The 11,826-nt window shown below is 66.6% G+C and carries 12 protein-coding genes; 9 read left to right on the top strand and 3 right to left on the bottom strand.

The window, feature by feature from the left end:
• The first annotated feature begins 135 nt into the window (after nucleotides 1-135).
• Both ppsA and JVH1_RS37320 read left to right on the top strand, forming a co-directional pair.
• Nucleotides 136-2,505: a phosphoenolpyruvate synthase gene (gene ppsA / locus JVH1_RS37315; RefSeq protein WP_009472566.1), complete on the top strand. Its 2,370-nt coding sequence runs from the start codon at nucleotides 136-138 to the stop codon at nucleotides 2,503-2,505.
• On the top strand, nucleotides 2,502-2,867 hold the full coding sequence (locus JVH1_RS37320; RefSeq protein WP_009472565.1) for a hypothetical protein: 366 nt from the start codon (nucleotides 2,502-2,504) through the stop codon (nucleotides 2,865-2,867). Before ppsA ends, JVH1_RS37320 begins: the two co-directional genes overlap by 4 nt.
• On the opposite strand, the gene JVH1_RS37325 is transcribed toward JVH1_RS37320, so the two are convergent.
• Genes JVH1_RS37325 through JVH1_RS37335 form a run of 3 tightly spaced genes read right to left on the bottom strand, consistent with a single transcriptional unit; the run spans nucleotide 2,868 to nucleotide 5,949 of the window.
• The gene (locus JVH1_RS37325) at nucleotides 2,868-3,821 is read right to left on the bottom strand and encodes a 1-phosphofructokinase family hexose kinase (RefSeq protein ID WP_009472564.1); all 954 of its coding nucleotides are present in this window, start codon (nucleotides 3,819-3,821) and stop codon (nucleotides 2,868-2,870) included.
• Between the two features lie 49 nt (nucleotides 3,822-3,870).
• Complete coding sequence (locus tag JVH1_RS37330) at nucleotides 3,871-5,382, bottom strand: AAA family ATPase (RefSeq protein ID WP_043777303.1); 1,512 nt, start codon at nucleotides 5,380-5,382, stop codon at nucleotides 3,871-3,873.
• 9 nt (nucleotides 5,383-5,391) lie between these two features.
• Nucleotides 5,392-5,949, bottom strand: coding sequence for a GNAT family N-acetyltransferase (locus JVH1_RS37335; protein ID WP_009472562.1), 558 nt, complete (start codon nucleotides 5,947-5,949; stop codon nucleotides 5,392-5,394).
• Nucleotides 5,950-6,123: 174 nt separating this feature from the next.
• Here JVH1_RS37335 and JVH1_RS37340 point away from each other — a divergent pair, with 174 nt between their 5' ends.
• From JVH1_RS37340 to JVH1_RS37370, 7 genes are read left to right on the top strand one after another with little or no spacing between them, the layout of a single operon-like run.
• On the top strand, nucleotides 6,124-6,345 hold the full coding sequence (locus JVH1_RS37340; RefSeq protein WP_009472561.1) for a hypothetical protein: 222 nt from the start codon (nucleotides 6,124-6,126) through the stop codon (nucleotides 6,343-6,345).
• Nucleotides 6,342-6,662 (top strand): dsRBD fold-containing protein, encoded by a 321-nt coding sequence (locus JVH1_RS37345; RefSeq protein ID WP_009472560.1) that lies wholly within the window; start codon nucleotides 6,342-6,344, stop codon nucleotides 6,660-6,662. Before JVH1_RS37340 ends, JVH1_RS37345 begins: the two co-directional genes overlap by 4 nt.
• A 9-nt stretch (nucleotides 6,663-6,671) precedes the next feature.
• On the top strand, nucleotides 6,672-8,441 hold the full coding sequence (gene acsA / locus JVH1_RS37350) for an acetate--CoA ligase (protein ID WP_009472559.1): 1,770 nt from the start codon (nucleotides 6,672-6,674) through the stop codon (nucleotides 8,439-8,441).
• Entirely contained in the window at nucleotides 8,438-9,436 is a 999-nt protein-coding gene (gene pdhA, locus JVH1_RS37355; protein WP_009472558.1) for a pyruvate dehydrogenase (acetyl-transferring) E1 component subunit alpha, read from the top strand. The genes acsA and pdhA overlap by 4 nt, the downstream gene beginning before the upstream one ends.
• The gene (locus tag JVH1_RS37360) at nucleotides 9,433-10,407 is read left to right on the top strand and encodes an alpha-ketoacid dehydrogenase subunit beta (protein WP_009472557.1); all 975 of its coding nucleotides are present in this window, start codon (nucleotides 9,433-9,435) and stop codon (nucleotides 10,405-10,407) included. The genes pdhA and JVH1_RS37360 overlap by 4 nt, the downstream gene beginning before the upstream one ends.
• Nucleotides 10,408-10,422: 15 nt before the next feature.
• On the top strand, nucleotides 10,423-11,559 hold the full coding sequence (locus JVH1_RS37365; RefSeq protein ID WP_009472556.1) for a dihydrolipoamide acetyltransferase family protein: 1,137 nt from the start codon (nucleotides 10,423-10,425) through the stop codon (nucleotides 11,557-11,559).
• 8 nt (nucleotides 11,560-11,567) lie between these two features.
• The gene (locus JVH1_RS37370; RefSeq protein ID WP_009472555.1) at nucleotides 11,568-11,816 is read left to right on the top strand and encodes an acyl carrier protein; all 249 of its coding nucleotides are present in this window, start codon (nucleotides 11,568-11,570) and stop codon (nucleotides 11,814-11,816) included.
• Nucleotides 11,817-11,826: the final 10 nt, after the last annotated feature.

Consider the following 11,826-nt stretch of genomic DNA (forward strand, 5'->3'; position numbering starts at 1 on the left):
GGTTACGTCCCATCATCGAGCCGCAGACCAGAGTTCGACAGGGTATTTCGGCCCCGCGCGAAGTGGCGGTGACTTTGGACCCTGTGCGGTCCGAAGTCGACGGTGTTCGCTGGATCATGACGACGAGGAGACCTCATGAACGTGCAACAGACGGTGGTCGAACACCGTTGGGTCAAGCCGATCGATCAACTCGGATTGGCGGACGCACCATCGGTAGGGGGCAAGGCGGCCAATCTCGGTGAGCTGACGCGCGCCCGCTATCCGGTCCCACCCGGATTTGCCGTCACCGCGGAAGGCTACCTGGGGGCGATGGACGAGGCGGGAGTGCGCGATACCCTTCGGGAGCACGGGTTGCCGAAAGCCGGGACCGACGACAACACCCTCACCGCAGCGTCGCACGAGTTGCGGTCGACCGTACTCGGCGTTCCGATGCCCGCTGCCCTGCGAGCGGAAATTCTCGCTGCGTATCGTGAGCTCGGCGCGGGGGCGCCGAGGGTCGCGGTCCGCTCATCCGCCCCCGCCGAAGACGCGGCCGACACCTCGTTCGCAGGTATCCACGACAGCTTCGTCGGAGTGGCCGGTGACGACGCGCTGATCGAGGCAATCGGCAAATGCTGGGCGTCGCTGTGGTCCGAGCGCGCACTCACCTATCGCAGCGTTCAGGGAGTGACCGACGAGCCGTCGATCGCGGTCGTCGTCCAGTTGATGGTGGACGCCGACCAGTCGGGCGTGGTCTTCACCGCAGATCCCAGAACCGGCGCACGCGATCGCATCGTCGTCGAAGCCGCGACCGGACTGGGCGAGGTCGTGGTGGGAGGCCAGGTGGAGCCGGACACCTATGTGGTGGCGAAGTCGGGATTCGCAGTGATCGACGCCCACATCGGGTCACAGTCCTTCTCCATCACCGCGGATGACGAAGGGGAGCATTCGGTAGAGATTCCCGCCACGGCACGAGGCCGTCGCGTTCTCACCGACCAGCAACTCGAACGATTGGCGTTGCTCGCCGTCGCTGTCGAAGACCACTATCACGTCCCCCAGGACCTCGAATTCGCGTTCGCCGCAAATCGGTTGTGGATCGTCCAGACGCGCCCCATCACGACTCTGGGACAGCCCCGGGCTCGCACGGAGGACCACCGCGAATCGACGAGCAAGGCCCTCGTCCACGGGCTCGGCGCAGGCCCCGGAACCGCGACTGGCCGCGTCCGCATCCTGCGGTCCGTGTCCGACGCTCACCGGTTGTCCGACGGAGAGATACTCGTCGCACCCATGACACGCCCCGACTGGCTTCCCGTGCTGCGCCGTGCGGCGGCGATCGTCACGGACGGCGGCGGGATCACCTGTCACGCCGCCATCGTCGGTCGCGAGCTGGGACGTCCCGTGGTCGTCGGTACCCGGACCGCCACCACCGAACTGGTGGAGGGGGCGATCGTCACGGTCGACGGTGATTCGGGGGTGGTCTACGACGGAGCGGTATCCGCCTCTGCACCGGAGTCGTCGGCGAAGGGTGCCGTTTCCTCACCGCGACCGGCGACGGAGCGGACGAGTGCGGGGTCCGCACGGGAGGTGACGGCCACCTCCGTGTACGTCAACCTCGCCACACCGGACGCCGCCGACCGTGTGGCCGCTTCCGACGTCGACGGAGTGGGGTTGCTTCGCGCCGAGTTCATGATCATGGACGCGCTGGGTGGGACACACCCGGCAGCGATGATCGCGCAGGGACGCCGCGACGAGTACGTGGCCGAGATGGCGGCGGCGGTCGAACGCATCGCCGCCGCGTTCACGCCGCGCCCCGTCATCTACCGGGCGATCGATCTACGCACCAACGAATTCGCCAACCTTTCCGGCGGCGATGTGGAGCCTCACGAAGACAACCCGATGATCGGCTACCGCGGCTGCTTCCGCTACGTGCGCGAACCCGAACTATTCCGTCTCGATCTCGACGTGCTGTTCACCGTCAGGAAGCGGTACCCGAATGTGCATCTGATGATCCCGTTCGTCCGCACCCGGTGGGAGCTCGCACAGTGCCTCGCGGACCTCGACTCCCATCCACTGGGCGCCGATCACCGCATGCACCGATGGATCATGGCGGAGGTCCCCTCCGTCGCGTATTGGATTCCGGAGTACGCGGCCCTCGGCATCGATGGCGTCTCCATCGGTACCAACGACCTCACCCAACTCGTGCTGGGAGTCGATCGGGATTCCGAGATCTGCCGGGACCTGTTCGACACCATGGACCCGGCCGTACTCGACGCCATCGACGTCATCATCGAGCGTGCCACACGTGCCGGGCTCACCACCTCCCTGTGCGGGCAGGCAGTGTCGACCAACCCCGCTCTGGCGGAACATCTCGTACGCAAAGGCATCACCTCGGTGTCCGTGGCACCGGACGTCGCCGCCATTACGCGCCACAACATCGCGGCTGCGGAACGCAGGATCCTGCTCGACCGAGCGAGGTCAGACCTGCGAACGTCCGCGGATGGGGACCGGCGAGGAGGAACCCGATGAGCGAACCCGTCGCGACACTGATCAGCAGCACCGGCGACTCCGTCACCGTGCACGGTCCTGGTGGCACCGACACGGTGCTGCCGGTCGCCGTGTGGCAGCTGCCCGACGCCCGTCAGGTTGTAGTCGTGGGGGAGGGCGGTCCGCTCATCGTCGCCGATATCGACGGGGCGCAGCTCGCCGAGGCGATCCAGTCGAGATGGCCCGGCACTACCATGCTGGAGCGTCGCACCAGTCCCATCGCCTCGACAGGTGACCCACGAGCTTACGACGCCGTGTACTGTCAACTCGCGCTGGATGGTTCACGATGCGATCCGAACTACGCGGAACTGAGCGCGGCCGGTCTCCATCTCGCACACGCCTGACTATCCGACGATGGTGCCCGCGGCGGATCCGTCGGTGAGCAGTTGATAGAACCGCTCGACGTCGGGTCGCCGGCACAGGGCGGTGCCCGGTGTCTGCAGCATGGCCGCCCCCGCGGCGATCCCGTACCGCACCGAGTCGCTCAACGAACGACCGTGTGCCAGGCCGCACACCACACCGGCGACCATGCTGTCGCCTGCACCGACACCGCTGACCACCGGGACTTGGACCGACGGGAAATACTCGTCGCGGTCCCGTGTGACCAGCAGAGCGCCATCGGCACCGAGCGAGAGGACGACGATCTGGGAGACCCCCCGGTCGATGACTTCCCGAGCCGCTGCCACCTGGTCGTCGATCGCCGACAACTCCCGCCCCGTCCAGTCCCGGAGTTCGCGAATGCTCGGTTTGACGAGAAACACACCACCCCGAAGTTGTCTCAGGGCCGGACCGGACGTATCGACGATGACTCGCGCACCGAGGTCGCCGACGACGTCTGCCACCTGCTGGTAGAAATCGGCGGGCACACCCGGTGGCAGACTTCCGCTCACCACCACATAGTCGGCGCCCGACGCGACCTCGATGACCAGGTCGAGACAGGCCACCTGTTCCCTTGCGGTCACTGTTGGTCCCGGCAGGACGAAACGGTACTGCAGACCCGTCTCGTTCTCGTTGATCGTCAGGCTCTCCCGTGTGGAACCGCGGATCGTCAGACTCCGGATCTCGACGCCCTCGGTGGCCACGAGATCCTCGAGGGCCCGGCCTGTATGGCCGCCCGAAGGAAACACCGCCGTCGCGGGAGTTCCGAGAACGTGCAGTACCCGGGCCACGTTCAGTCCGCCGCCGCCGGGATCTCGGCGAGGCGCGCCGCAGCGCACCTTGTCGGTCGGCACCACCCGGTTCGTGCTCGTGGTGATGTCGAGCGCAGGATTCATCGTCAACGTCACGATGTCGGGCATGGGCTCTCCTGTCGTCGGGCAAACCGTTACCGGCGAACGGTAGCTGTGACTACTCATCTCGCCACCCCGACGTGGAATGCCAGATCCGCTCCGCCGTCTGCACGCTGTCCCCGGCGGCCGTGTCCGTGTCGACCGCGGTGGCCGAGGGCCACGCCGCGGCACTCGCGGCCATCGCGTCGTACACGGCGGGGGTGGCGTCCGAGTCGCCGGTTGGACGGCTCCCGATTCTCGCGATCGCCATGGCGCGTGGTGCCCTGCACTCGAGTTCGACGAGATCGCTGTGGGTGCAGGAAGCGACGAGCGCAGCGCGCTCCCGGCGCATCGGTTGTGTCCACGACGCATCCAGCACGACCGACCTTCCCGCCGTGAGATGGTCGCGAGCGCGCCGCAGCACCTCGGCGTAGGTGCGGTCGGTCATGGTGCCGCTGTACAAGCCCTCACCGAATCCGGCCACTTGACGGGAATGCGGATCGAGGCCGTCGAGTTCCTTGCGGACGTGGTCGCTGGAGATGACGACGGATCCGGTGACGTCAGCCAACTTGCGCGACAGCGTGGACTTTCCGGTGCCGGGCAGCCCACCGACCAGTGCCATTCGCACGGTTCCCGCGCGCAGCTGCCGCAACGCGAGGTTGCAGTGCGCCCGGGCATCCTCGCCGGCCGCGCGGGAACCCTGCGTGTACCGCAGGCAGGCCACCTTCGCGCGGACGAACGCCCGATAGGCGATGTAGTGATGCTGCAATGATGCCGGCGGCTCATCGCGTGCCGCGGCGCAATACCGATCGAGAAACCGCGATCCCAGGTCCTCGCGTCCCAGGTACTCGAGATCCATGGCGAGGCATGCGGCGTCGTCGATACAGTCGACGTGGCGCAGGTGGTCGTCGAAGTCGAGGCAGTCGAGAATGCGCGGCCCGTCTGCGAGGCAGAAGATGTCGTCCGCCAGAAGATCGCCGTGACCATCGACGATCCGCCCGTCCCGAACGCGGTTCTCGAACAGCCGTTTCCGTCCCTTCAGATACCTGAGGGCCCGCGCCTGCACCTCGTGGACGTCCGCCGCCGGGAGGACGTCGCACCGGTAACTCGTCACCTCGGACACGTTCGCTCGCCACCGCGCGGCCACCGCTCCGGGCGCGGCGTCACGATCGATCTCCGCAGACTTCTCCGCTCCGGCATGGAATCGGGCGACGGCGGCGGCGATCGCATCGACCTGTGCGGTGGCGTCACCGTCCCCACCGACCAGCCGGGCGAGGCGTCGGTCCGACGGCATCCGGCGCATCTTGACGAGCGCTTCGGCCGGCCCTCCTGCCGGGTCGGTCAATTCGGCGACGCCGAGATACACATCGGGACACAGTCTGCGGTTCAACGCCACTTCACGCTCACACGCCGTGCGACGCCTCTCGGCGGTGCCGAAGTCGGCGAACGCCGTCCGGATCGGCTTCTTCGCCTTGAAGACGACATCACCCACCATGACGACGTAGGCCGTGTGCGTCTCGACTCCGCTCACCTCGCGTTCCCCCACCGCCTGCGGTGGCGGACACTCCCGGGTTCTCTCGGTCGCCGACATGAGAATGCGTCACATCGCTGCGGATCGGCGCCGGACGGAGGGACCGCCTGCCTGCGCGTCGTCGTCGAGATCGAGGTCGAGATGAAGTGTGGTCCCCTCGCGGCGCAACGCGTGGGCCCATCCCCGGTCCCGGATAACCTCGAGCATCACGGTGTTCTGCGCCAGCACCTCCGCCGTCATCCGCTCGATGCCATGTGCCCGGGCTGCCTCGACGAGCCGTGACAGCAGCATCGTTCCGATTCCGTGCGATTGGTACTCATGATCGACCACCAGCGCGAATTCGACCGACGGCGAGCCGTCGTCCGACTGGCCGACCGGGCTCACGTAGTTCGCGACTCCCACCAGGGTGCCGCCGACGAAGGCGCCCAGTGCGCAATGGGTGCGGTCTTGCCGGCACAGCGACTCGGCCAGATCCTCGAGATGCTTCGGACGGGCGCCGAAGAACCTCAGGTAGGCGTCGCGCTGGTCCATCCGCTCGTGTAGAGACTGCACGTCGTCTCGGTCGGTGGGTCGAAGGGAGCGCACGACGACGCCCGTGGTGACCGCGTGCGGCGTTCGGGTTTTCATGCACCGTCACCTCCGTCGTCGGCCGTCGGAATTCATTCAAGCGTGGAGGCGGACGCGGCGTCAGAGCCTTTGGTCCTCGACTACGGTCCTTCGCCTCTATTGCCGTCGTCGGCGGGTTCGCGATGCTGAAGAAACGACGGACGCCCAACGGCATCGAAGGAACCTTGAAACGCAATGACCGGCACGAACAGTGATACAGACACCACGTCGGTGGTGCATGTGCAGGCCCCGGTGGTGGAGCGGTTGATTCTCGAGTTCGGGGCGAGCTTCACGCGGGACGCGATTGCCCGGACCGTTGCCGGAAGCATTGCGGACCTCGCGGAGGTGCCGATCGCCGACATGCCGGGATCGGTGACCGAGTGCCACCACACCGCACACGAACAGGAGAGGCGATGACGGAACAGTTGCACGGGCGCGATGTGCCGGGGTCCGGAGCGTCGGTGAACAGACCGGTGCCTTCGACTGTGTGGCCCGTGGACGTCGAGATACATGAACACGACGCGGAACAGACCCGTTCCCTTGCCACGGCGCGCCTGCACACTCGCGATGCAACGCTCGAGGGGCAGGGAGAGGCCCCATGCCGCTCCCGGCACGCCGGCACGGTGCAGGTCAGCCGCCAGCTGGCCACCGCCCGTGCATTGACCGACCTGGCCCACCAGTTGTTCGAGCTGGCAGCCGCACAGGACGCGGCTGCGCGCGGACGCGGACTGTGATCAGCGGCCATGAGTATCATTCCCAGTTCACCGTCCACCAGTGGGGTGTCACCGAACTTCACCGACTACGACGGTGAACGCACAGGGTTCACGTGGTCTGACCTCGAGCGTCGACTCGGGTCGGCCCCCGGCGGCTGCAACATCGCGTACTACGCGGTCGACCGCCACGACTGCGGGCCGCAGCGGGACAAGGTCGCTTTCCGGTTCGTGGGTCCGAACAAGGGTGTCGGCGAGCTACCCAGCACCGAGGTGACCTTCGGAGAATTCGCGCATCGAGTCCGCAAGTTCACCGAGGTGCTGCGCGGACTCGGCGTCGGGAAGGGAGACTCCGTCTTCGTGTTCACCGGTCGCATCCCGGAGTTGTACGTCAGCATCCTGGGCGCGTTGCGCAACGGAAGCGTCGTGTCGCCGTTGTTCTCCGCCTTCGGCCCCGAGCCGTTGGCCACGAGAATTCGGCTCGGCGGCGCCCAGGTCCTGGTGACCACCGAGCAGCTGTATCGGCGGCGGGTGGAGAAGATCCGCGGCTCGTTGCCCTCCCTGCGCCACGTTCTGCTGGTGGGGGATTCCGGTTCGATCACCGACGTTCCGGACACGCTCGACTTCCACAGCATGATGGCGGCAGCCGACGGGGACTGCGACATCACCCCGACCTGTGCCGACGATGTTGCCCTGCTGCATTTCACGAGTGGAACGACCGGTACCCCGAAGGGTGCGATCCACGTCCACGGCGCCGTCACCACCCATTATGCAACCGGACTGTATGCCCTGGACCTGCATCCGTCGGACGTATTCTGGTGCACGGCGGATCCCGGCTGGGTCACCGGCACGTCGTACGGGGTGATCACACCGTTGCTGCACGGCGTGACGTCGATCGTCGACAGCAACGAATTCGATGCCGAACGGTGGTACCGCATCCTCGAAGAGCAGGCCGTCACGGTGTGGTACACCGCCCCGACCGCGATCCGCATGCTGATGAAGTCCGGTCCGGAACTGGCGCACAAGTACTCCTACCCGCACCTGCGGTTCATCGCCAGCGTTGGCGAACCACTCAACCCCGACACCGTTCTGTGGGGACGGGACGTGCTCGGGCGGCCCATCCACGACAACTGGTGGCAGACCGAGACCGGCGGCATCATGATCGCCAACACACCCGGTTTCGCCATCAAACCCGGCTCGATGGGACGACCCCTTCCGGGTATCGACGCCGCCATCGTCCGGCGCACGGAGGACGGCGGGATCGCACCCGTCGAAACACCGAACGTGGAGGGGGAACTCGCGATACGGCGAGGCTGGCCGTCGATGTTCCGCGGTTACCTGCACAACGACGACCGGTACCGGCGGGCTTTCGCCGGCGACTGGTACCTGACCGGCGACCTGGCCAAGCGCGACGCGGACGGCTACTACTGGTTCGTGGGCCGGGCGGACGACGTCATCAAATCGGCGGGCCACCTCATCGGCCCGTTCGAGGTGGAGAACGTCCTCATGGAGCATCCCGCGGTCGCCGAAGCGGGAGTCATCGGTAAGCCGGACCCGATCGTGGGGGCCGTGGTGAAGGCATTCGTGTCGGTGAAGACGGGCTGGAACGCCGACGACACCCTGCGCCGGGAACTTCTCGGGTACTCCCGCAAGAAGCTCGGCGCCTCGGTCGCTCCCAAGGAGATCGAGTTCGTGGACGTTCTCCCGCACACACGCAGCGGCAAGATCATGCGCAGGCTGCTGAAAGCACGCGAACTCGGTCTGCCGGAGGGCGACACATCGACTTTGGAGGTGGGCGGATGACTGCCCCGGACTTTCCCTACGACAAGGCGTTCGCGGTCGAGTTGCTGACGGACATGCTGCGCATCCGACGCTTCGAGGAGAAGGCGGCAGAACTGTACGGCGCCCAGAAGATCCGCGGCTTCCTGCATCTGTATGTGGGGGAGGAGGCGGTCGCGGTCGGGGCGTTACACGCCCTGTCTCCGGGCGATGCGGTGGTCGCGACCTACCGCGAACACGGCCACGCGCTGGTGCACGGTGTCCCCATGAACTCGATCATGGCCGAGATGTTCGGGAAACGCGAAGGTTGTTCGCGGGGCAGAGGCGGATCGATGCATCTGTTCGATGCCGCCACCCGTTTCTACGGGGGCAATGCGATCGTCGCCGGCGGTCTGCCACTCGCGGCCGGTCTGGCGATGGCCGACAAGATGCAGGGCAAGCGCCGGGTGACGGCCTGCTTCTTCGGCGAGGGCGCGATGGCGGAGGGCGCCTTTCACGAAACTATGAATCTCGCATCGCTGTGGCAATTGCCGGTGCTGTTCTGCTGCGAGAACAACCTGTACGCCATGGGAACGGCCCTGTCCCGCTCGGAATCGCAAACGGATCTGTGTGTCAAAGCCGCGTCGTTCGACGTGCCGACGCTCAAAGCGGACGGCATGGACGTGATTGCCACCCTGCACGCGGCCCGCTCCGGCGCCGCGCACGTCCGCACGACCGGAGGCCCCTTCTTCATCGAATTCCAGACCTACCGATTTCGCGCCCATTCGATGTTCGACCCGGAACTGTATCGCGACAAGGCGGAAGTGGAGTCCTGGAAGGAAAGAGGCCCGATTCACACCTTCTCGGCACGGCTCAAGGCGCTCGAGATGTTCTCGGAGGAAGAGTTTCTCCGCATCGACGACCGCGTCATGTCGGAAGTCGATGCCGCGGTCGACTTCGCCGAGGCAGGCACCTGGGAGGCACCCGGGGACCTCCTGCGCGACGTACTCACACCGGCGCGAACAGAGGAGGCATCGTGAAGATCACCTACCGGGACGCGATGCGGGAAGCGATCCGAGAGGCAATGCACTCCGATCCGCGGGTGTTCCTCATGGGGGAGGACGTCGGACGCTACGGCGGCACGTACGCGGTGTCCAAAGGCCTGCTAGCCGAATTCGGGGACGACCGGATCCGCGACACCCCGCTCTCGGAGTTGGGTTTCGTGGGAGTGGGAATCGGGGCGGCCGTGGGCGGGATGCGCCCGATCATCGAGGTGATGACCGTCAACTTCAGCCTGCTCGCGCTAGACCAGATCGTGAACACCGCGGCATCCCTCCGGCACATGTCGGGCGGACAATTCTCCGTCCCCGTGGTGGTCCGCATGGCGACCGGAGCCGGCAGGCAACTGGCCGCACAACATTCGCACAGCCTCGAGAACTGGTATGCCCACATCCCCGGACTACGGGTCCTGGCGCCCGCGACGGTGGCGGACGCGCGCGGCATGCTCCGACCGGCCCTCGCGGACCCCGATCCGGTGATCATCTTCGAACACACCCAGCTGTACAACTCTTCGGAGGACCTCGAGGGGCCCGCCCTGGTCGACATCGACTCGGCAGCGGTACGGCGGGAGGGAAACCACATCAGCCTGATCACGTACGGCGGTTCGCTGCCCAAGGCCCTCGCCGCCGCCGACGTCCTGGCAGAGAAGGGAATCGCCGCCGAGGTCATCGACCTTCGGGTGCTGCGACCCCTCGACACGGCCACCATCGCCGCGTCGATCCGGAAGACGCACCGTGCCGTGGTGGTCGACGAGGGCTGGCGCACCGGCAGCCTCGCGGCGGAAGTCATGGCACAGATCGTCGAACGCGAATTCTACGAACTCGACGCGCCACCTCGCCGCGTGTGCAGCGCCGAGGTCCCGGTGCCTTACGCCAAGCATCTCGAATACGCGACCCTTCCTCAGGTCGAAACCATTGTGTCCACGGCGTGGAATGTGATCGGCGATCGGTAGGAACGAGGCATAACCATGTTCGATTTCACGCTGCCGTCCCTGGGCGCCGACATGGACGAAGGAACGTTGACGGACTGGTTGGTCAAACCCGGTGACGAGGTCGAGCGCGGTCAGGCGATAGCGACGGTCGACACCGTGAAAGCGGCCGTGGACGTGGAGGTCTGGCAGAGCGGCACCGTTCACCGGCTGCTCGTCGCGCCCGGAACGACCGTGTCGGTCGGAACCCCGTTGGCGACCCTGCTGAGTCCCGGAGAATCACCGCCACCGGAGCGGCCCACGGCCGATGCGGTGCCCGGCACCACCGCGGCCACCCCCGCGGGGGAACCGGCACCGCGACGCAAGGTCTCGCCTAGGGCGCGCAGGGAAGCGGAAAGAGCGGGAATCGATCTCGCCGGTGTCACCGGGACAGGCGCGGACGCTGCGGTCACACTCGACGACGTCCAGCGGGCGGCGGCCCACGGCATCGAGCACAGACCGGCCGAGGCCAAGACCCGCGACATGCGCAGCGCCATCGCCGCGTCCATGAGCCGCTCCAAGCGGGAGATCCCGCACTACTACCTGATGGACGAGATTCCACTGCGGACGGCGACGGAGTGGTTGCGCACCGAAAATGCCGCCCGCCCGATCACCGAACGAGTCCTCCTCGCCGCTGTGCAACTCAAGGCTGTCGCGCTCGCTGCCCAGCAGTTCCCGGACCTCAACGGGTACTGGGTGGACGGCGAGTTCCGGCCGGCACCCCACATCCACCTCGGGGTGGCGATCTCGCTGAGAGACGGAGGTCTGGTCGCTCCCGCGATCCACGACACCGCCGACAAACCCCTCTCCCAGCTGATGGTGGAACTCGGCGATTTGGTGACCCGCGCCCGTGCCGGTTCGCTGCGCAGTTCCGAGATGTCGGACCCGACGTTGACCGTGACGAATCTCGGCGAACGCGGGGTCACCTCGGTTTTCGGTGTGATCTATCCGCCTCAGGTGGCGCTGGTGGGTTTCGGGAAACCCACCGAACGCCCCTGGGTCGGCGACGGGGATTTCCAGGTCGCGACGGTCGTGACAGCTACCCTCGCCGCCGATCACCGTGCCAGCGACGGAACGCGGGGCGCACAGTTCCTGAGCCGAATCAACGAATTGCTCCAACAGCCGGACAGGTGGTGAGGACGACGATGAACAGCGAGACGATCGACTCGAGAGTTCTGCGCGCATTGCGGGATATCGCCCCGGAGATCGAGGACGAGGAGGTGTCCCCAGACGTGCCGTTGCGCGACCAGGTCGATCTGGACTCGATGGACTGGCTGAACTTCCTGGTGCGCCTGCACGCCGTGTTCGGCGTCGATATCCCGGAATCCGACTACGCGACGCTGGTGACCGTGGAGGACATCGTCGAATACATTGCCTCGCGCACCCACGCCTGACGGGCGAGTG

The sequence above is a fragment of the Rhodococcus sp. JVH1 genome, from assembly GCF_000280725.2.
Taxonomy (GTDB): Bacteria; Actinomycetota; Actinomycetes; order Mycobacteriales; family Mycobacteriaceae; genus Rhodococcus_F; species Rhodococcus_F jostii_A.

Bases quoted from the DNA above. Each gene is read 5' to 3' on its own strand.
- JVH1_RS37330 (WP_043777303.1), bottom strand. From the start codon at position 5,382: ATGTCGGCGACCGAGAGAACCCGGGAGTGTCCGCCACCGCAGGCGGTG.
- JVH1_RS37340 (WP_009472561.1), top strand. From the start codon at position 6,124: ATGACCGGCACGAACAGTGATACAGACACCACGTCGGTGGTGCATGTG.
- JVH1_RS37335 (WP_009472562.1), bottom strand. From the start codon at position 5,949: ATGAAAACCCGAACGCCGCACGCGGTCACCACGGGCGTCGTCGTGCGC.
- JVH1_RS37345 (WP_009472560.1), top strand. From the start codon at position 6,342: ATGACGGAACAGTTGCACGGGCGCGATGTGCCGGGGTCCGGAGCGTCG.
- ppsA (WP_009472566.1), top strand. From the start codon at position 136: ATGAACGTGCAACAGACGGTGGTCGAACACCGTTGGGTCAAGCCGATC.
- JVH1_RS37365 (WP_009472556.1), top strand. From the start codon at position 10,423: ATGTTCGATTTCACGCTGCCGTCCCTGGGCGCCGACATGGACGAAGGA.
- JVH1_RS37370 (WP_009472555.1), top strand. From the start codon at position 11,568: ATGAACAGCGAGACGATCGACTCGAGAGTTCTGCGCGCATTGCGGGAT.
- pdhA (WP_009472558.1), top strand. From the start codon at position 8,438: ATGACTGCCCCGGACTTTCCCTACGACAAGGCGTTCGCGGTCGAGTTG.
- acsA (WP_009472559.1), top strand. From the start codon at position 6,672: ATGAGTATCATTCCCAGTTCACCGTCCACCAGTGGGGTGTCACCGAAC.
- JVH1_RS37320 (WP_009472565.1), top strand. From the start codon at position 2,502: ATGAGCGAACCCGTCGCGACACTGATCAGCAGCACCGGCGACTCCGTC.
- JVH1_RS37325 (WP_009472564.1), bottom strand. From the start codon at position 3,821: ATGCCCGACATCGTGACGTTGACGATGAATCCTGCGCTCGACATCACC.